General features: G+C 30.5%; 23 protein-coding genes and 1 pseudogene. 14 read left to right on the top strand and 10 right to left on the bottom strand.

Translation table 11 applies throughout. The features are described 5' to 3' along the window. Positions 1–5 precede the first annotated feature (5 nt). Entirely contained in the window at positions 6–533 is a 528-nt protein-coding gene (locus tag CPIN17260_RS00820) for a tetratricopeptide repeat protein (RefSeq protein ID WP_078398254.1), read from the top strand. Positions 534–562: 29 nt separating this feature from the next. On the opposite strand, the gene efp is transcribed toward CPIN17260_RS00820, so the two are convergent. After that, on the bottom strand, positions 563–1129 hold the full coding sequence (gene efp / locus CPIN17260_RS00825; protein ID WP_078440412.1) for an elongation factor P: 567 nt from the start codon (positions 1127–1129) through the stop codon (positions 563–565). 71 nt (positions 1130–1200) lie between these two features. Further along, positions 1201–1512 carry a type II secretion system protein gene (locus CPIN17260_RS00830; protein WP_078398252.1) on the bottom strand — a complete coding sequence of 104 codons (312 nt, stop codon included), beginning with the start codon at positions 1510–1512 and terminating at the stop codon, positions 1201–1203. Between the two features lie 327 nt (positions 1513–1839). Here CPIN17260_RS00830 and rpmE point away from each other — a divergent pair, with 327 nt between their 5' ends. From rpmE to trxB, 11 genes and pseudogenes are all read left to right on the top strand, one after another. Beyond that, a complete protein-coding gene (rpmE, locus tag CPIN17260_RS00835; RefSeq protein WP_069632622.1) occupies positions 1840–2040 on the top strand; it encodes a 50S ribosomal protein L31 in 201 nt (66 codons plus the stop codon). 4 nt (positions 2041–2044) lie between these two features. Continuing rightward, positions 2045–2857 (top strand): 16S rRNA (cytidine(1402)-2'-O)-methyltransferase, encoded by an 813-nt coding sequence (rsmI, locus tag CPIN17260_RS00840; protein ID WP_069632623.1) that lies wholly within the window; start codon positions 2045–2047, stop codon positions 2855–2857. A gap of 36 nt (positions 2858–2893) precedes the next feature. Next, a complete protein-coding gene (rlmB, locus tag CPIN17260_RS00845; protein ID WP_069636406.1) occupies positions 2894–3577 on the top strand; it encodes a 23S rRNA (guanosine(2251)-2'-O)-methyltransferase RlmB in 684 nt (227 codons plus the stop codon). Continuing rightward, positions 3570–4628, top strand: coding sequence for a hypothetical protein (locus CPIN17260_RS00850; protein WP_078440413.1), 1059 nt, complete (start codon positions 3570–3572; stop codon positions 4626–4628). The genes rlmB and CPIN17260_RS00850 overlap by 8 nt, the downstream gene beginning before the upstream one ends. After that, the gene (locus tag CPIN17260_RS00855; protein WP_069632626.1) at positions 4622–5257 is read left to right on the top strand and encodes a hypothetical protein; all 636 of its coding nucleotides are present in this window, start codon (positions 4622–4624) and stop codon (positions 5255–5257) included. The genes CPIN17260_RS00850 and CPIN17260_RS00855 overlap by 7 nt, the downstream gene beginning before the upstream one ends. A 5-nt stretch (positions 5258–5262) precedes the next feature. Continuing rightward, positions 5263–5922: pseudogene (locus CPIN17260_RS00860) on the top strand (aminotransferase class I/II-fold pyridoxal phosphate-dependent enzyme); the annotation flags it as partial. 145 nt (positions 5923–6067) lie between these two features. Continuing rightward, positions 6068–7339: a homoserine dehydrogenase gene (locus CPIN17260_RS00865; protein WP_069632627.1), complete on the top strand. Its 1272-nt coding sequence runs from the start codon at positions 6068–6070 to the stop codon at positions 7337–7339. After that, the gene (locus CPIN17260_RS00870) at positions 7340–7678 is read left to right on the top strand and encodes a YraN family protein (protein WP_069632628.1); all 339 of its coding nucleotides are present in this window, start codon (positions 7340–7342) and stop codon (positions 7676–7678) included. It begins immediately after the preceding gene. 71 nt (positions 7679–7749) lie between these two features. Further along, positions 7750–8064, top strand: coding sequence for a thioredoxin (trxA, locus tag CPIN17260_RS00875; RefSeq protein ID WP_069632629.1), 315 nt, complete (start codon positions 7750–7752; stop codon positions 8062–8064). Next, on the top strand, positions 8064–8507 hold the full coding sequence (locus CPIN17260_RS00880; protein ID WP_069632630.1) for a hypothetical protein: 444 nt from the start codon (positions 8064–8066) through the stop codon (positions 8505–8507). The genes trxA and CPIN17260_RS00880 overlap by 1 nt, the downstream gene beginning before the upstream one ends. Before the next feature lie 14 nt (positions 8508–8521). Next, on the top strand, positions 8522–9460 hold the full coding sequence (gene trxB, locus CPIN17260_RS00885) for a thioredoxin-disulfide reductase (RefSeq protein ID WP_069632631.1): 939 nt from the start codon (positions 8522–8524) through the stop codon (positions 9458–9460). A gap of 47 nt (positions 9461–9507) precedes the next feature. Here the strand turns inward: trxB and accA are convergent, their stop codons facing one another. The 5 genes from accA to gpmI all read right to left on the bottom strand — a co-directional run bounded on the left by accA (position 9508) and on the right by gpmI (position 14271). After that, positions 9508–10443, bottom strand: coding sequence for an acetyl-CoA carboxylase carboxyl transferase subunit alpha (gene accA / locus CPIN17260_RS00890; RefSeq protein WP_069632632.1), 936 nt, complete (start codon positions 10441–10443; stop codon positions 9508–9510). Positions 10444–10457: 14 nt separating this feature from the next. After that, complete coding sequence (locus CPIN17260_RS00895) at positions 10458–11675, bottom strand: beta-ketoacyl-ACP synthase II (protein ID WP_069632633.1); 1218 nt, start codon at positions 11673–11675, stop codon at positions 10458–10460. 27 nt (positions 11676–11702) lie between these two features. Beyond that, positions 11703–11936 carry an acyl carrier protein gene (gene acpP / locus CPIN17260_RS00900; RefSeq protein ID WP_069632634.1) on the bottom strand — a complete coding sequence of 78 codons (234 nt, stop codon included), beginning with the start codon at positions 11934–11936 and terminating at the stop codon, positions 11703–11705. Positions 11937–12043: 107 nt separating this feature from the next. Next, positions 12044–12787 carry a 3-oxoacyl-ACP reductase FabG gene (gene fabG, locus CPIN17260_RS00905; protein WP_069636398.1) on the bottom strand — a complete coding sequence of 248 codons (744 nt, stop codon included), beginning with the start codon at positions 12785–12787 and terminating at the stop codon, positions 12044–12046. 17 nt (positions 12788–12804) lie between these two features. Further along, on the bottom strand, positions 12805–14271 hold the full coding sequence (gpmI, locus tag CPIN17260_RS00910) for a 2,3-bisphosphoglycerate-independent phosphoglycerate mutase (RefSeq protein ID WP_069636397.1): 1467 nt from the start codon (positions 14269–14271) through the stop codon (positions 12805–12807). 85 nt (positions 14272–14356) lie between these two features. Here gpmI and mraY point away from each other — a divergent pair, with 85 nt between their 5' ends. Both mraY and murD read left to right on the top strand, forming a co-directional pair. Beyond that, positions 14357–15424 (top strand): phospho-N-acetylmuramoyl-pentapeptide-transferase, encoded by a 1068-nt coding sequence (gene mraY, locus CPIN17260_RS00915; protein WP_069638074.1) that lies wholly within the window; start codon positions 14357–14359, stop codon positions 15422–15424. Continuing rightward, complete coding sequence (gene murD / locus CPIN17260_RS00920) at positions 15424–16626, top strand: UDP-N-acetylmuramoyl-L-alanine--D-glutamate ligase (RefSeq protein ID WP_069638094.1); 1203 nt, start codon at positions 15424–15426, stop codon at positions 16624–16626. Before mraY ends, murD begins: the two co-directional genes overlap by 1 nt. Before the next feature lie 12 nt (positions 16627–16638). On the opposite strand, the gene CPIN17260_RS00925 is transcribed toward murD, so the two are convergent. Genes CPIN17260_RS00925 through CPIN17260_RS00935 form a run of 3 tightly spaced genes read right to left on the bottom strand, consistent with a single transcriptional unit; the run spans position 16639 to position 20094 of the window. Further along, positions 16639–17766: a GDSL-type esterase/lipase family protein gene (locus tag CPIN17260_RS00925; RefSeq protein ID WP_078440414.1), complete on the bottom strand. Its 1128-nt coding sequence runs from the start codon at positions 17764–17766 to the stop codon at positions 16639–16641. Continuing rightward, positions 17744–18658: an SGNH/GDSL hydrolase family protein gene (locus tag CPIN17260_RS00930; RefSeq protein ID WP_157887314.1), complete on the bottom strand. Its 915-nt coding sequence runs from the start codon at positions 18656–18658 to the stop codon at positions 17744–17746. Before CPIN17260_RS00930 ends, CPIN17260_RS00925 begins: the two co-directional genes overlap by 23 nt. A gap of 53 nt (positions 18659–18711) precedes the next feature. Then, positions 18712–20094 (bottom strand): MBOAT family O-acyltransferase, encoded by a 1383-nt coding sequence (locus tag CPIN17260_RS00935; protein WP_069632640.1) that lies wholly within the window; start codon positions 20092–20094, stop codon positions 18712–18714. Positions 20095–20176: the final 82 nt, after the last annotated feature.

Genomic DNA, 20176 nt, shown 5'->3' on the forward strand with positions numbered 1-20176 from the left:
AGCAAGTGAAATTTTTTTATTTTTTATTTTTTATTTTATTATCTTTGTTTGCAAATGATGACGAATTATTAAAAGAAGCCCAGAATGCTTATAAAAATTATGATTGTGTAAAGGCTGAAAAACTCTATAAACAGCTAGCTAATAAAAACAATCCTGATGCTATTTTTACTTATGCGTGGCTGCTTGAAAAGGGCGAGTGTGTAAAACGTGATTATGCTGAAGCTAGAAAGTATTATGAGCTTGGCATAAAAAGTGATGATGTAAACGTTCAGAAACTATCAAATTATAGGCTTGGTCTTTTGCTTATAGCAAATAGGGGCGGAGATGAAGATGAAAGTAATAGGGTTCTTTCTTTATGGGGTACTGCTGAAAGATTAGGGTATTTCCAAGCAAGTTTGGCTATAGGAATGCTTTATTTAAGAGGAAATATAGTAGAACAAAATGATAAATTAGCTAGAGAGTATTTTAATAGAGCTTGTGATAATGATATAAAAGAGGCTTGCACAATAATATCTAATTTAAAAATAAAATAAATTTAAGCCTAAATTTTTAGGCTTAAAAATTACTTACTAACTCTTTCTATGTATTCACTGCGAACAGTATCTACTCTGATAGTTTCGCCTTCTAAAACGTGAAAAGGTATTTGAATTACTGCACCACTTTCAAGTGTAGCTGGTTTTTTGCCGCCTTGAGAGTCGCCTTTGAAGTTAGGTGGTGTTTCTACTATTTTTAATTCAACAACTTGAGGAACTTCAACACCTATTGCGTTACCGTTGTGAAATAAAATATCTACCATCATTCCATCAATCATCCATTTTTTAGCATCGCCAATATCATCATCAGCTATTGAAACTTGTTCGTATGTAACTGTGTCCATAAATTGGCAATATTCACCATCATCATATAGATATTGCATTTGTTTTTCTTCTAAATTTGGTTGTTCGCATTTATCACCAGCATGAAATGTCTTTTCTAAGACTTTCCCGTCTACAAAAGATTTGATTCTTGCACGAACAAATGCAGCTCCTTTGCCAGGTTTTACGTGTTGATATTCAACAATTTTGTAAGGCACGCCGTCCATTTCTATCTTTAAGCCTTTTTTTAAATCACCCATAGAGTATGAAGCCATTTTATCTCCTTAATAGTATTAAAAGCTTGCAATTATATCAAAATCAAATTTAAAATTGCAAAATTAGGTGTTTATACACCTAATATATAATATGTTGTTTCGTTTATTTTTTTTAGATTCATTTTATATTTTTTTGCCCAATTTTGTATAATGTTTTCAACATTTTGTCTTATTTCTTCTATTGTAGCTACATTTTTTATTTTTAGTCTATCTTCGCTACCGCTCATAGCGACAAAGCAAAGATGAGGTTTTAAATGATCGTGTAGCTCTAAAACTTGTTTTATTTCTAATCCATCTGTGTTGTTTAAAATTCTCTTTATTTGAGCTTCATTAGCTTCATCTGTATTATATCCAAGTTGAGTCAATAAGCCTTTGTGATCCATAATATTATCCTTTTTGATGAAATTTATGATAACCAAATAAAAACTTAAATATTTTTATATAATTATCTTTTAAAAAAATAATAACATTTACACTATAACATAATTTTAGTAAAATATAAATAGCTTAACAGTCTAAAATTTAAAATTATGTAAGTTAAAAATTTATATACAAATTTTAGTTGGTTTTTTAATTGAAATTAATAGAAAAAAATACAAATAAACAGGGATTTTGATTAAAAATTTGATTTTTAATTATTTTTTTGATAAAATCACCGCTTGCTTAATTTAGAAATAAATAATAATAAACCAAACTTTAAGGATTTAGCAATGAAAAAAGAAATTCATCCTGAATATGTTGAGAGTACTGTAACTTGTGCTTGCGGTAATACTTTTAAAACAACTTCAAACAAAAGTGAAATAAGAGTTGATATATGCTCTGAGTGCCATCCATTTTTTACAGGTAGTGAAAAAATAGTTGACAGTGCTGGTAGAGTTGAGAAATTTAAGAAAAAATACGCATTAAAATAATAACTTGATATATTTTATTCCTACTCCGATAGGAAATTTAAAAGACATATCGCTTCACGCACTAGATATTTTGCGTGAATGCGAGATTGTTTTATGTGAAGATACTAGAGTAACCAAATCACTATTTACTCTTTTAAATGATAGATTTAATGCAAATATAGATATTTCTAGTTTTATACCGTTTCATACCCATAATTGTTTTGATTTTTTAGATAAGGTTACTTTGGATTTTTTTTCCAAAAATATAGCTTATGTTAGTGATGCTGGAATGCCTTGTATAAGCGATCCCGGTGTTGAGCTTGTGAGATATGCACTAAAAAACAATATAAATTATGAGGTTTTGAGCGGTTCAAATGCCTCTATACTTGCCATTGTTGCTAGTGGAATTCTTGAAAAAGAGTTTATTTTCTTGGGTTTTTTACCCAATAATGGCTCTGAAAGAAAGTTAGCGATACAAAATGCGATGCACCTTCCTTATCCTGTAGTTTTGTACGAAAGCCCAAAAAGAATTCTTGAGTTGATACAAAATTTATCAAACATAGATCCCGAAAGAGAAATTTTTGTAATAAAAGAGGCTACAAAAAAATTTGAAACCAAAATAAAAGACAGTTCAATAAATTTAGTTGAAAAATTAAAAAATATTAACTTAAATGGCGAATGGTCAGTGGTTATAGATAAATCAAAAAATGTTCCATCTCAAAGCATAACGGTTGATGATATTTATTCGCTCGATATACCTCCTAAAAATAAAGCAAAGCTAATCAGTAAAATTACTGGCGAAGATGTAAAAAAAATATATAACAATATTATAAAATAAGTAAATTTTTACTTCTTTTTGGATACTATATATACTATGATAATTTACGGAAAACAACTATTTTTACATATTTTACAAAGACATCCAAAAAAACTTGAAGAGGTCTATCTAGCAAAAGATTGCGATAAGGCTTTATTTTCTCGTATTTGTGGAACTGGTGCGATCATTAAGCGCGTTGATAACCAAAAGGCTCAGGCTTTGGCTCACGGAGGAAACCATCAAGGTCTTTTAGCTAAGGTTAGTGAGTTTGAGTTTACTAATCTAAATGAGTTTAAAAAAATGAACTTTATAGTTTTGCTTTACGGTGTTAGCGATGTTGGCAATATAGGCGCGATACTTAGAACCGCTTACGGGCTTGGTTGCGATGGCGTGATACTTGTATCAAAAAGCATAAATATAGAAGGCGTGCTGCGTAGTAGTAGTGGTGCAGCATATGAGATACCTATAGCCTTGTGTGATGATGGACTTAGCCTTATAAACGAACTAAAACAAATTGGCTTTTTTGTATATTCTACTGATAGTAATGGCAAAGATGTAAGAAAGGCCGAGTTTAGTAAAGAAAAAAAAGTTCTTATTATGGGAAGTGAGGGCGAAGGAATACCTCAAAAAGTTATTAAAAAAAGTGATGAATGTATAGGTATAAAATTAAAAAATAACTTTGATTCTTTAAACGTAAGTGCCTCTTTTGCGATAATTTGTGATAGGATTATAAATGAATGATTTAAATATTTTAAAAGATGTTGGATTGAAAGAAGTTTCAAGGAAAACTTATATAGGAAGAGAATTTCTAGAACATATAGTAAATAAAGACTACGAAAAGCTAACTCATGTAAATGTCAATGGATATATAAAAATTTTACAGCGCGAATATGGCATTGATCTTAGTGAGTGGATACAAGAGTATGAACAGTATTGTAAAGACAATAAAATAAATGAAGCCTTAAGAACAAAGGTTGACCCAAAGCTTAAATCATATACAGGTAGTGGTGTTGGTACAAATAATGTATCAGGTAGCTCTCTTGGGTGGCTTTTATGGCTTTTGATATTTATTGTTTTTATAGTGGCTTCCTATTTTTTAGATGCATACAAATATATAGAGTCTTTGCCTGATATTTTTGAGGATAAAAATAGAAGTGTCGTTTATTCTGATTCTAGTGTGGTGCAAGAGGTCTCTAAAAATATTAGTGTTACACAAGAAAATGTAAATATACCAGCTACAAATAAAAGCAAAGAGCAAAACATTAGTGTAGAAATTTCATTTGAACAACAAAATACAAAAGCTTTAAATGATATATCTTCTAATAGTACTGATAATAATTTAAGCAAAGAAGAGCCTGCAGATAATTTAAATCCAGAAGAAGTATTATCTAAAACTGATATGGCAACAGAAGAAATCAAAAACGAAAGCGATTTAAATGCTACTTTGGTATCTGAAACAAATGAAGATGGGCTAAAAAAAGAATACGAGATGGGAATTTCTGTTGCTAAAGGAAAAAATGGTTATATTGTTCCAAAAAGTAAAGTTTGGATAGGCGTTATTGACCTAAAAAATAAAACCAAAAAATCATCTACTGTATCTGAGAGATATGATTTGGATTTAACCGGAGAAAAACTAATAGTTTGCGGAAATGGAAATATTGTAATACATATTGATGATGAGCAAAAAACTTTTGATCCAGGTCGTGCCGCAAGATTTTTAATAAAAGATGGTGATATTAGATTTTTGACATATGATGAGTTTTTGAGCCTAAATGGTGGTAAATCGTGGTAAAAATTATTGCTTATTTAGCAATATGTATAAATATAATAATAGCAGATAGCTATATTAATTTAAATTTTACTACCGATAGTAATGTCTCTTCATCAATACTTGTAAAGAGTATAAATCAAAGCTTGGATGATATTAACTCGAGAGTTTTTAAGATAAATAGGTTTTCAAATAAAAATCCATTCATTTACTCTGTGAGTGTTTGGAGAGATTATTCTGTTAATTTAAATGATATAAGGGGTGAGTTTTTAAAACATGGAATTGAAATTTTAAAAACTGAAATTTCTTTAAATGCTATAAATTTTACACTCAAAGTAGATAATTTGCACATGCAATTAAACAATATTGATTTTAAGAATGAGGTTTTTATTCAAAGAGGCAAATCTAATTATCTTGTAAATTTACATGGTGCTTCAAAAGTGGCTATATACCCACAGGAAAAAAGCCAGTGGCTAGCACTTATTAGGATTTATGATAAGGATTTAAAATATATTACAACTATACAAGAAACAAAACCAGTTTCTAAAGTTACGTTTGATATTTTTGATGATTATTATTATGCTCTTGTTGGCGATAGTGTTGATGTAAGCAATATAAAAGGCGGGCTGATTTTAAAATTTATTAAGGAGTAGGCTTTATGTTTGATGAGATTCGTTTCAATACAATTGAGCGACTTCCAAATTATATTTTTGCTGAAGCTAATGCTATAACAATGGCCGCAATAAGAAATGGTCAGGATATTATAGATTTTTTTACAGGAAATCCTAAAAGTAGAACTCTTCAATATATCGTAGATAAATTTTGCGAAAACATAAATAAAGACAAAACTCATAGCTATTCAGTTTTGGCTGGAATTTATAAATTAAAATTAGCGATTTGTAATTGTCATAACAGAAAATATAATGCAAACCTAGATCAAGAAACCCAAGCTGTTGTCGTTAGTGCTAGTAAAGAATGTTTTGAAGCCACAACAAATCACGGAGATGTTGTGGTTATTCCAGTTCCAGCTTATCCTATACACACTCAGGCATTTTTGATATCGTGTTCAAATGTTGTTAAAATGCCCCTTATTTATAATGAAAAATATGAGTTAGATGAGAATAAATTCTTTGACGGCTTGATAAGCACAATTAAAAACATCTCTCCAAAACCAAAATATGTTGTTGTGAGTTTTTCACATAATCTAACAACCGTAACAGTTCAAAAAAGTTTTTGTGAGAGATTGATTGCTCTGTCAAAACAAGAGAGATTTTATATCATATCCGATATAGCGACTTTTGATGTATATAAAACACCAATTTTGACAAATGGTTGTCTTGCTGTAAGCCCCAGAGTTGGTTTTAGTAAAGCTGGTGGTAGCTATCTGAGAATAGCTTTATAGAAAATGAAAATATAATAAGACAAGTAGTAAGAAATATAAAAAAATATTTAAAAGAGTTTGAATGAATGTAGCAGTTTTAGGTGTAGGAACAGTTGGGGAACAGGTTGTAAAGATATTGCAAGAGCATAAAGATCTTATTTTTGCAAGATCTGGTAAAGAGATAAACCCTGTTGTTGGGGTTGTAAGAAATTTACAAAAAGATAGAGATGTAAATATAGAACTTACCGATGATTTGGACTCTGTTTTAAACAGAACAGATATAGATGTCTATGTTGAGCTTATGGGAGGCATAGATAAATCATACGAAGTTGTAAAATATGCTTTGCAAAATAAAAAAGCGGTAGTTACAGCAAATAAAGCGCTTTTAGCTTATTATAGGTATGAGCTTCAAAAGATAGCTGGAGAAACTCCTTTTGGCTTTGAAGCTAGTGTCGCTGGTGCTATACCTATTATAAAATCTTTAAGAGAAGGTCTTAGCGCAAATAATATATGTTCTATAGAGGGCATAATGAACGGAACTAGCAATTATATACTTACATCTATGATGAAAAGTGATACTAATTTTGCTGAGGCTCTTAAAAAAGCTCAAGAGCTTGGTTATGCAGAGGCTGATCCGACATTTGATATAGGTGGTTTTGATGCAGCACATAAACTTTTAATACTTGCAAGTATAGCTTATGGTATCGATGCTAAACCAGAGGATATTTTGATAGAGGGAATTGACCGCATAAATAGGGCGGACATATTTTTTGTTAATGATTTTGAATACACGATAAAACTTTTAGGTATAGCGAAAAAAGTTGAAAACAAAGTAGAATTGAGAGTTCATCCTACGCTAATACCAAAAAATAAAATGTTGGCAAAAGTTGATGGTGTAATGAATGCTATAAGTGTTATAAGCGATTGTGCTGGAGAGAGTATGCTTTATGGTGCTGGAGCTGGTGGAAAAGCCACAGCAAGTGCTGTTATAAGTGATTTGATAGATATAGCAAGAGGTACAAATTTGCCTATGCTAGGATATAAAGATCCACAAAAAGCAGATAACTTTGAGCTTTTGCAAAAAGATCAGATACAAACAAAGTATTATTTTAGACTTGAGGTTGAAGATAAGGTGGGTGTTTTAGCAACCATAACTAATATTATGAGTCAAAATAATCTATCAGTAGATAGCTTTTTGCAAAAACCACATTTGATTTCGGATGATGACAATATGGCAACGCTATTTTTTATAACTCATACTAGTTATGAATCCGATGTAAATAATTTTATAGATTTGGTAAAAAAAGAAAGTTTTATAAAAGCCGAACCTTTTATGATGAGAATAGAGGAGTAGTTGGGACTAAAGGAGTATCTTTTTGGAAAAACAAGTGAAGATAAGGCTTGTGAATACCTAAAAGGCTTAGGGTTTAAAATTTTAGAAAGAAATTTTCATTCGAAATTTGGTGAGATAGACATAATCGCCATAGATGAAAATTCTATAGTTTCTTTTGTTGAGGTAAAGGCTAGTGAAAAATACGATGCTGCATTTAGACTGACAAAGGGAAAAATGGATAAAATTATAAAAACAATAAATTATTATTTTATGATAAATAAACTTGAGTATGATTTTGAGATAAGTTTTATTATTATTAATGGATGTGAAATCAAATTAATAAGAAATATTAGTTTATAAAAATTATTATTTATATAAGATTTAAAATTTTTTGTGTATAATGGTGTTAAAATTATTTTAAGGAGATAAAAATGGGAAAATACATAGAACTTACATCAGAGAATTTTGATGTTGCAAAAGAGGGAGTTGCTTTGGTTGATTTTTGGGCACCTTGGTGTGGACCTTGCAGAATGTTAGCTCCTGTTATAGATGAATTGGCTGAGGAGTTTGATGGAAAAGCAAAAATTTGCAAGGTTAATACCGATGAGGTTCAAGAACTTGCTGTTGAGTATGGCATAAGATCAATTCCTACAATACTATTTTTTAAAGATGGTGAAGTTGTTGAGCAAATGGTAGGTGCTCAGTCAAAACAAGCTCTTGTAAGTAAGTTAAACTCACTTCTTTAATGAAAAAAACAAATAGAGGAAATCTTTTTCCTCTAACATATGTTTTTGCTTCGTTTTTTGGTGCTGCCATGATTGCTGGTGTGTTTGCATACAACAATTATCGTTTTTCACAATATAAATTTATTGATTTTTCTGAATTGATTTTTTATGAACAAGGTGATATATTTGTTCCAAAGAATGATGAATATATGCTTGTTGTCTACAGTTCAAATCAGTCAAATTTTGAAAAATTTGAAAACAATTTAAATATAAAAACCATAGCGATTGATATAATGCAAAAAAAACGTGAAAACAAATCAAATATAAGTTATATAAGCTCTGATATAAACACTATTTTAAAACTTTTAAATACATTCAATATCACAAGTATTCCAAGTAGCGTTAAGATAGTTCATCAAAAAAATCAGATTTATAAACAAGACTCAAAAATAAATAAAATTTAATAAAGGAAATAAACATGCTTGATTTAGCTATTATAGGTGGTGGTCCAGCTGGTCTTAGTGCGGGGCTTTATGCAACTCGTGGCGGGCTTAAAAATGTTGTAATGTTTGAAAAAGGCGAACCAGGTGGTCAAATAACATCTAGTTCTGAGATAGAAAACTATCCTGGACAAAAAAAACCCGGCGAGAGTGGTTTTGAGTTTATGAGTACTTGGTGGGATCAATGTAGCCACTTTGGTTTAGTTAATAAATGGGCTAATGTTGCTCAAGTTATTCAAAATGAAGATAAAACTTTTACTATAAAATTAGATAATGGAGAAAGCGAATTAGCAAAAGCTGTAATAGTTTGCACTGGTTCAACTCCTAGAAGAGCCGGTTTTGAAGGCGAAAATAAATTCTTTGGTAGAGGCGTAAGCACCTGTGCTACTTGTGATGGATTTTTCTATAAAGATAAAGAGGTAGCTGTTTTAGGCGGTGGAGATACTGCCATTGAAGAGGCTTTGTATTTATCAAATATTTGTTCAAAAGTTTATGTTGTTCATAGGCGTGATGAGTTTAGAGCGGCTCCTGTAACAGTTGAAAAAGCTAAGAAAAATGAAAAGATAGAGTTTATAACAAATGCAACTATCAAAGAGGCTTATGGAGATAATGCAGGGTTAAATGGCATTGTTTTAAATACTCCTGATGGAGAAAAAGAGCTTGAAGTTCCTGGTATATTTACATTTGTTGGTCTTAATGTAAATAATGAAATTTTAAAGCAAGATGATGGAAGTTTTTTATGTAAAATGGATCAAAACGGACAAGTTGAAGTTGATTTAAGAATGAAAACAAGCGTAGATGGTCTTTTTGCTGCCGGTGATTTAAGAACTCAAGCTCCAAAACAAGTTGTTTCTGCTGCTGCCGATGGTGCAGTTGCCGCACTTAGTGTTTTAAGTTATATAGAGAGCTTGCATTAAGATTTAAATTTTTAATAGCCGGGTTTGGGATTTAAAATCCGGCTTTTTTATTCTTCGTATGCACCTATGGATAAAATTTTATCCATTCTAATTTTAACTAGTTCATCTTTATCTATCTTGCTTAATTCTTCTAATTGATTCAAGAAATAGTTTCCTAGCTCTTTTGCGGCATCTACTTTGTTTCTGTGTGCTCCATTGATAGGCTCATTGATGACATCATCAATAAGATTTAGCTTTTTTAAATCGTCAGCTGTTATTTTCATGGCTTTTGTTGCTTGTTCTTGTTTGCTAGGATCGTTCCATAAGATAGCAGCACATCCCTCTGGAGATATTACCGAAAATATAGAGTTTTTCATCATTGCAAGTTTATCAGCAACTCCTATAGCTAAAGCTCCACCGCTTCCGCCTTCTCCTATAACTACAGCTATGGTTATGGTTTTTAAATTTGCAAACTCAAAAAGGTTCTTAGCTATTGCTTCGCTTTGACCGCGTTCTTCTGCTCCTATTCCAGGATAGGCACCTGGTGTGTCTATTAGGAACAGTATAGGTAGATTAAACTTTTCTGCCATTTTAGCAACTCTTAAAGCTTTTCTATAACCTTCAGGATTTGGCATACCAAAGTTTCTTTTTAATTTATTCTTTGTGCCTCTGCCTTTTTGTTCGCCTATCACAACGACTTTTTTACCACTTAAATATCCTATAAAACAAACTATTGCGGGATCATCACGAAATGCTCTATCTCCATGAATTTCATAATAATCAGATAGCAATAATCTCACATAGTCTATAGCGTATGGTCTGTCTGGATGTCTTGCAAGTTGCAAACGTTGATATTCATTTAAATTCTTATAAACTTTTGCAACTTCTTTTTCTAAGTTTTTATTTAAAATTTCAACGGCATGTTCATCGCCGCGTATTTTGGCTGTAGCGATATCATCATCTATTTGTTTGATATTTTTTTCAAAATCTAAATAGCTTGACATTGCTAAATCCTTTTTTAATCTAGTTTTTTAAATATAATAGAACCATTTGTGCCACCAAAACCGAAAGAGTTGCTCATAACAACTTTTAAGTCGGCTTTTCTAGCTACATTTGGAACATAATCAAGATCACAATCAGGATCTTTTGTTGTTTGGTTTATAGTTGGAGGTATAATACTATCTCTTATTGCCATGATTGATATAACAGCTTCTATAGCACCTGCTCCACCTAAACAATGTCCAGTTTGTCCTTTAGTTGATGTTACAGGAGGACATTTATCTTTAAACACCTCTTTTAATGCAGCTGTTTCGTTTTTGTCATTAACTGGTGTTGATGTTCCATGAGCATTCACATAATCAATCTTTATCTCTTCTCCGGCCATTTGTATAGCTTGTCTCATGGCATTTACAGGACCTTCAAGAGATGGAGCTGTTATGTGATGCGCATCACCGCTTTCTCCAAAACCAACTATTTCAGCATATATTTTTGCACCTCTTGCCTTAGCGCTTTCAAGCTCTTCTAAAACTAAAGCACCAGCACCTTCTCCTATTATAAATCCATCTCTGTCTGCATCAAATGGTCTTGATGCAAGTTCTGGTTCATCATTTCTTGTTGATAGCGCTTTCATAGCTGCAAATCCGCCAACTCCAGCACCGCATATGGTTGCCTCAGAGCCAATTGCCAACATTTGCTTCGCTTGTCCAAGCATTATGCACTTAGCAGCATGTGTTATAGCATGTGTGCCTGCTGCACAAGCTGTAACACTAGATAGATTTGGTCCTTTAAGACCATGATTGATAGAAACTATACCACCTAGCATGTTAACAAGAGATGATGGGATAAAAAATGGTGAAATTTTTCTTGAACCCTTTTCTTCAAGGGTTACTGAGTTTTTTTGAATATTTGGCAATCCGCCTATTCCAGATGCTGAACTAACACCAAATCTAGTAGTGTCAAATCCTTCATCAAAATTTGCATCTTGCATTGCTTCTTTTGACGCTTTTATCCCAAGTTGTATGAAGCGATCCATTTTTTTTACTTCCTTTGCGTCAATCACACTTGTTGGCTCAAAGTCTGTTATTTCAGCTGCTATTTGGACAGGAAAGTCACTAGCATCAAACGATGTTATCTTTTTTACACCAGTTTTTCCATCACAAATAGCCTTAAAAGAGCTTTCTTTATCAAGACCTAGTGAAGTTATCATTCCAATACCTGTTACTACAACTCGCTTCAATACTTCTCCTTTAATTTTTTGATTTTATTACTTTCCTAGTTTTTCAATGTAAGTAACAACATCAGAAATACTTATAAGCTTTTCAGCTTCACTATCAGGTATTTCAACTTCAAATTTCTCTTCAAGAGCCATTACTAATTCAACTACATCAAGAGAGTCTGCACCAAGGTCTTCTATTATTTTAGATTCCAATTTAACAGCATCAGGCTCAACGCTCAGTTGCTCCACTACAACATCTCTAACATCTTCAAAAATTGCCATTTGTTTTTTCTCCTTATATAAAAATGGGTATTATTTTATAATATATAAGCTTTTGTTTATTTTAAATTGCGGATTAACAACAAAAAATAAATATTATATTTTTAGACTTATACGTATAAGCCACCATTTACTTTTAATACTTCACCGGTTGTATAGCTTGAATAATCACTTAGTAAAAATGCTACTGCATTAGCAACCTCTTCCGGATTTCCAAGTCTTTTAAGCGGTATGCTATCAACATATGCTTTTTTGATTTCTTCACTTAAAACAGCCGTCATTTCAGTTTGTATAAATCCAGGAGTTATGCAGTTAAATCTAACATTTCTGCTAGCACCTTCTTTTGCAAAACTTTTTGTCATAGCTATCATTCCGCCCTTGCTAGCTGAATAATTAACTTGTCCAGCATTACCAGTTTCTCCAACTATTGAAGCTATATTTACCACTGAACCAAATCTTTTTTTGCTCATTACTTTTAAAGCTTCTCTTGAACCTATAAATGCTGATGTTAAGTTTGCATCTATTATGTTTGTAAACTCTTCTGTTTTCATTCTAAGGGCAAGTTTGTCATTTGTGATACCAGCATTGTTAACCAAATAGCTTAGCTCGCCATCGCTATCAACGATTAAATTTATACCTTTTATAAACTCATCTTCATCTGTAACATCAAATTTAATAACCGCTGCTTGTCCGCCATCTTTGTTTATCTCATTCATTAGCTCATCGGCAAGTTCTGGTTTTGAACGATAGTTTATCCAAACCTTTAAGCCCATTTTTGCTAAAACTCTTGCTATATCAGCACCTATGCCACGACTAGCACCTGTTATAAGAACATTTTTTCCACTAAATTTCATATTTCTCCTTTTAAAAATTAAAATAACGCTTCATTCATTTCATCTGGTATTTCTAACCCTATCAGCTTTAAGACACTAGGGGCTATATTGCTTAATCCAAGATTTTGTTTTAATATTTTAACATCTTTTGCCATAATAAAACAAAACACATCAAATGTAGTGTGATTTGTAAGCATCTCTCCATTTTTATCACACATCTCTTCACAGTTTCCGTGATCGCTTGTTTGTATATATGCGTAGTCTTTTTGTTTTGCTTTTTCTATAATCTTTCCAAGACATTCATCTATGGCTTCTACTGACTTAACAGCTGCTTCATAGTTTCCTGTATGTCCTACCATATCGCCATTTGCAAAATTTACAACTATAAAATCAAACTCATTATCCATAGCATTTAAAACTGCATCGCATACTTCATATGCACTCATTTCAGGTTTTTCATCGTATGTTTTTACTTTTGGACTAGGGACTAAGACTCTAGTTTCATTTTTAACCATATCTTCCACACCACCATTAAAAAAGAATGTTACGTGTGCATATTTTTCTGTTTCTGCTGTGTGAAATTGTCTTAATCCAGCATTTGCTATAACTTCAGATAGTGTATTTTTTAAAATTTCTTTTTTTATTAGTGTCGGAAAGCTAAACTTTGAATCATATTCTGTCATTGTTATGATGTTTTTGATCACAAAATCTCTTGAAAACTCTTTAAATTCTTCGCAACCAAAAGTAGCAACAAGTTCTTTCATTCTATCATTTCTAAAATTTATAAAAATCACACCATCTTCTTGCTTGATGCCATCAAATTCATTAAATGTAGCCGGTGTTATAAACTCATCAAACTCATTTTCATTGTATCTTTGATTTATATATTCGCTTGGAGTTATTTTAAGCGGTTTTAGTTTTGCAAAATATGCATCGTATGCTGATTTTACTCTTTCAAATCTATTATCCCTATCCATAGCATAAAATCTACCACTTATGCTTGCTATATTTATTTTATTTTCAACATTTTTTACAAAATCAAAAGCACTTTTTGGAGATACATCTCTACCATCTGTAATTATGTGTGCAAATGCATTACATCCATTTTGTTTTGCTAATTCATATATGCTATTAAAATGATTTAGGTGTGAATGAACCCCACCATCTGAATATAATCCTATTATATGTATGTTTTTACATTTTTTAAACATATCATTAAGATCGGTATTTTGTTCGAATTCTCTATTTTTTATTGCTAGGTCTATTTTTACTAGATTTTGATATATTATCCTACCACTTCCTATACTCATATGTCCGACTTCTGAGTTTCCCATTTGACCTTCTGGAAGTCCTACAGCAAGTCCTGATGTTTTTATCAAAGTATTTGCGGTATTTTTAAATAGCCAATCAAATGTTGGTTTTTTTGCGGCACTAAATGCATTAAAATTGTTATTAGAGTTAAAACCTATGCCATCAGTTATAACAAGTATGGTTTTTTGTCCCATTATAGGCTCCTAAAAGCTTTTAAATTTATATTTATTTTAGTGGCATTATACTAAAATTACCCTTTTTTAAAATAAAGGCTATAATTTGTTTTACTATCTATATGAATGTATAAATTTAAATTTCTTTCAATATTTGACTGTTCGTTCAGGCATTGCTTTTTTTATATCTTTTTTGCTAACTATTATTATTATGCCAAAATTTATAGCTTGGGCTATTGCTAAAAATGCAAATCAACCCATCTATGAATTGGCCCCACAAACACATCAGCAAAAGAGCAATATACCTACAATGGGTGGCGTGGTTTTTGTATTTACAGCGGTTGTTGCAACCTTACTTTGTGCTAGACTAAACAATGCTTTTGTTATTATCTCATTGGTGAGTTTAGTAGGTTTTTGTGCGATAGGTTTTTTTGATGATTTTTCCAAGATAGTGGGCAAAAAAAATCATGCTGGCATCACTCCAAAAACAAAGATGGTTTTGCTTTTATCACTATCTTTGATTTTATGTGCTTGTTTATATTATTTTACAGATATTGGAGGAGATTTTTATCTTCCATTTTATAAATTTTCTATTTTTAATATGGGTATTTTTATTATATTGTTTTGGGTTTTGGTGCTTGTTGCAACTTCAAATTCTGTAAATCTCACAGATGGACTTGATGGCTTAGCAACTGTTCCTAGTATATTTTCTTTGATAACTCTTAGTATATTTGCATATCTTAGTGGGCATTCGGTTTTTAGTTCATATCTATTTTTGCCAAAAATTGCTAATTTGGGAGAGGTTATAATAGTAGCTTCTGCTTTAATAGGTGCATTGATGGGATTTTTGTGGTATAACTGCTATCCAGCTCAGGTATTTATGGGCGATAGCGGTAGCCTTAGTATAGGTGGATTTATAGGTATGATGGGCGTTATGAGTAAAAATGAGGCATTGCTTATACTTATTGGATTTGTTTTTGTTGTGGAGACAATGAGTGTAATTTTACAAACTACAAGCTATAAATACCGCAATAAAAAGAGAATATTTTTAATGGCGCCTATTCATCATCATTTTGAGATGAAGGGTTGGGCTGAAAATAAGATAATAATTCGTTTTTGGATTATAGCTCTTTTGTCAAATTTAATAGCCTTATTAGCCTTAAAGTTAAGATAATGAAAAAAAGTATTTTTGGTTACGCGAACACAACAAAAGCGATTGCTAAGAGTGGTGGATGGGATATCTATGATGATAAATTTACTAGTGTTTCAAAGGATGAGTTTGGTAATTCACTATTTCCTTCAAGTATGTTTGATGAGATAAAAAGCTCTTTTGAAATAACAACACCCGGCATATCTCCAAACAATCATCTCATAAAAAAAGCAAAAAATTTAATAAGTGAATATGACTATTTTTATAATGATATGCCTTTTAATGTTTGGATTAGTGGGACTAATGGAAAGACTACAACCACAAAAATGACACAACATTTACTTCAAAGCTTTGGTTCTGTTATGGGTGGAAATGTTGGTGTTGCTTTGGGAGATTTGGATAAAAATGCAAAAATTTGGATACTTGAAACAAGCTCTTTTACTATACACTATACAAATAAAGCTAGACCAGATATTTATATCCTTTTGCCAATCACTCCTGATCATCTATCTTGGCATGGAAGTTTAAAAGAATATGAAAATGCAAAGCTAAAACCACTTAGTATGATGAGTGAAAATTCAGTTGCTATACTCCCTAAAAAATATGCAAATACAAAGACCTTAGCTCATAAGATTTACTATGAAAATGAGACTGATTTGGCTGATTTTTGTAGAGTAAAATTAGAAGATATAAGCTTTAAGCCACCTTTTTTACTTGATGCTTTGCTTGCACTTTGTGTGCAAAAAATATTGATTGATTTTTCAGATGTAGAGCTTTTAAATAGGTTTGTTATAGAGCCAAATAAGCTAGAAGAGATTGTTGATAATAAAGGTAGAATTTGGGTAAACGACACAAAGGCTACAAATATAGATGCTTGTATCCAAGCCGTTAAGAGATATAAAGAGCATAAAATTCATCTTATACTTGGTGGTGATGATAAGGGTGTGGATATGAATCCTGTATTTAAGTTTCTAAAAGGTATGGATGTTGTTATTTATGCTATTGGTTCAAATACTAATAAACTTATAGAGTTATCTTCGCAGTTTGGGCTTGAGTGCAAAAAATGTAACTTTTTGCAAAACGCTGTAAAAGAGATAAATGAAAATCTAAAAGATGATGAGATAGCTTTATTGTCTCCAGCGGCGGCTAGTTTAGATCAGTTTAAAAGCTATGCACATCGTGGAGATGAATTTAAAAAATTTATTAAAGAATTAAATTTGTTATAGTAAGACTTTTAGTTATCTGGTCATTATTTTTTTAAGCTCTCTTGCTATCTCTTTTCCTACTTTTATATATCCTTTTTGTGTTAGATGAACATCTTTTTTGGATAATCCTTGCTTTATCCATTTTCTTTTTGAACCGGTTAATTTCATAAATAAATCAATATCGTAAAAAAGAAATTTCTCTTCTTTTGCTACTTTTTTTATGATTTTTTGAACAGTTTTAAATTTTGGCTTTAGTGCTGTTGGCGGAGACAACATAAGTATTGTTGTGTTTGGTTGTGATTTTTTGATTAGGTTTATAAGCTGTTTTGTATTTTTATAGAAAATATTTTCATTTAAATTATTGTTAAATGAATCATTTGTCCCATATGCAACTACGATAATATCGTATCTAATAGAGTTTAAATCTCTAAAAAACGCCCCATTATTCCATTTTTGATATAAATTCATATGGGCTCCATTTAGACCGCAAATATCTGCAAATTTTGCCCCATTTTTTTGATAAATTTTGTAACTACCTATCAATACATCTTTTTTTAATGCTGTGATTTGTATTGGAAAGATAAGTTCGAACTTTTTAGATTGCCAGCGATTGTTTCCGCTATTTTGTATCTTAAAGCTTGTATTTTTTGTGTCTTTTATCTCTATCACATCGCCTTTTTGTTTACTTTTGTATAAAATTTCAAATATCATTTTGTTATTTAATTTTTCATCTAGCATGAGCTTTATATTTGCTTGATTGGTGCTTGATTTTGCAACGACTCCACAAAGCGGATAATCATTAAATGCATCAAATTGCGAGTTTATCATCTCAAAGTTGTTTATTTTGTATTTTAGTAGTTTGTTTAAATGATATTTTGGTAGCGCCGGTAAGCCAAATCCAACACTATTTTCTTTAAATAATGTATTTCTAAAAGCACTAGCTAAATCATCGGTTGCTATATGTGAATCGCCAAAAAATTTTATTGCAAATTTTGTATTTTGATTCATGCTTTTATATTTTTTAGATATATTATTTATGTTTTTATCACCAAAATCTATAAGTATATCTTGTTGCTTTATAGGGGTGTTTGGTGTGCTGCAGCCATATAAAAATAGTAAAAATATTAGCGATATAAATTTATTGTTTAGAGCTATTTTCATCTATCTTGATCTTACTGAAAATCGTTTTAGCTATTATTCTTCCACCTGCTATGCTTATATGAATACCATCATTTGCTCTTATTTTTACTGTTTCATTGTTATCATTTTTTAAATGTGTGGTATAAATTTCATTGGTACAAATTATGTTTTTTACATCAAGGTAGGTTTCATTATAATTTTTGCTTAAATTTGAAAATAAAACATTTAATGAGTTCATTTTTTCATTAAAATCATCTTTTTTCATGCAAGGAACACCGAGCCATAAAACCTCAACATTATGTTTTTTGGCTATTTGATAAATTTCTGATATTCTATTTTTATAAAAATCATTCCATTCTTTTGTGTTAAATTCTCTATATCTTCCACGAATGCTTCGTCCCCATGAGTCATTTGCTCCAAATAATGCGATTAATAACTTAATTTTATTGTTATTTTCAAGAGCTATGGATGTTTTTTCTTCCCAGTTGTAATATTTTTTATTCACTAGGCCAGTGCTGTGTTTGCTTATATCTATTATTTTTATTCCATTTTTTGCAAATAATTTTCTAGAACCAATTGCAATATTTTGCATTATAGAATCACCTATAAATAAAATTTCATCTCCAGCTTTTAATCTTATCTGTTTTGCTTTTTTTACTACGATTTTAGTTTTGTTTTGGTCGCTTTTTTGTTTTTGATTTTTTGTGATTTCTTGTTTTATAATATTTGTTATTTTAATTGGCTCAGGAATATACTCTTCTTGTGGTTTATATTTTTCTTGTCCTGCAAATTTAAATTTCAAAAAGTCATAAAATTCTATGCCTTTGTTTGCAATTTTTATCTCTTTTAGTTTTTTTATCCCAAAGTCGCTATTATATTTTTGTTCTAAATACATGCTAAGCGGGTCTTGCATAAAAAAACATATTAGCAAAACAGAAAATATATAAACAAATAAAAACTTAAACATTAAAAGCTCGAATAAATAAAATCAGGTATACCATCTGGCATTATAGCAAATATAAATACAAAAAATATAGCTAAAACAAATGGTTTGAGTATAGTTGGAGTCGCCCTTAAAAATCCACTTATAACATCTTTTAAATTCTTCAAAAAAGGATAGATTAAAAACAATATACATAAAGCTACAAACAAAATTACATCATTTAGCATGATTTTGTTTTCATTGTTAAACATCAAATTTAAGATATTAAATGCTTCATCAAAATCATTTCTGTCAAAAAATATCCAAGTTATACTAACAAATGTATATGTTATACACATTGAAAATAAGGGTAGTTTTTCTGATATGTTTATTTTTGCTTTTTGCAAAATGTTTAAAAACATAATTCCAAATCCGTGAAGTAGTCCCCATATCAAGAAATTTATTCCAACCCCGTGCCAAATTCCAGATAAAGCAAATGCTATTATTAGATTTATCTGTGTTTCCAAAAATCCATTTTTGTTACCACCTAGTGGTATATAGATATTTTCTTTAATGAAATTTGAAAGGCTTATATGCCACCTTTTCCAAAAATCTTTTAAATTTACAGCAATATGTGGCATATTGAAATTTATAGGAAGATAAAAACCTATTGATAAAGCCATAGCTGTTACTATATCTACATATCCGCTAAAATCACAATATAACCATGCTCCATATAAATATACAGCTGTTATAATTTCTAATGCATTAAAGCTATGCGGGTCTGAAAAAACAGCACTTACTTGTATATTTAGGTAGTTTGCAATAAGAGCTTTTTTGGTTATACCTAATATAACTAGTGTTATAATAAGGTCTATATTCTCAAATTTTCTTGCTTTACAAAATTGAGGTATCATAAAATTACTTTTTGCAATAGGACCAGCTAATAGTGTTGCAAAAAATGATAAGTAGCATGCAAGTGGTATAAACTCAGCAACTTCTTGTTCTTTTTTGTATATTCCAACCAGATATGTTATAGATGAAAATGTATAAAATGATATACCTATTGGTAATGCGATATCTAGGTTTTTTGCTAAAAAATCAAATTTTAATAAAAACAATAGGGTTTTAAAATCAGAGTGAATAAAGTCATAGTATTTAAAAAAGCATAAAAATAGTATAGTAACGAATAGTCCTGAAAAAAGCGCATTTTTATTTTCTCGGTAGGCTATAAAAAGCCCAAAATAGGATATAAAACAAGTATGCAAAAGCACTATAAGAGTAAAGTATGGGCTAAATGAAAAAATTAGCATATAATTAAAAAACAGTATAATATAGTTTTGTATTTTATAGTTTTTGTAAAATATCCAATAAGTTACAAAAAACATTATAAAAATTAATGCAAATTCAATTGAAAAAAAAGTCATTTTTAAGCCAAATATTTATATAAATTTAAAGTTAAGATTTTACAAAAAAAAATATAAATTTCTAATAAGTTTTTATCATCTT

Source organism: Campylobacter pinnipediorum subsp. pinnipediorum, assembly GCF_002021925.1.
GTDB classification, from domain to species: Bacteria; Campylobacterota; Campylobacteria; order Campylobacterales; family Campylobacteraceae; genus Campylobacter_A; species Campylobacter_A pinnipediorum.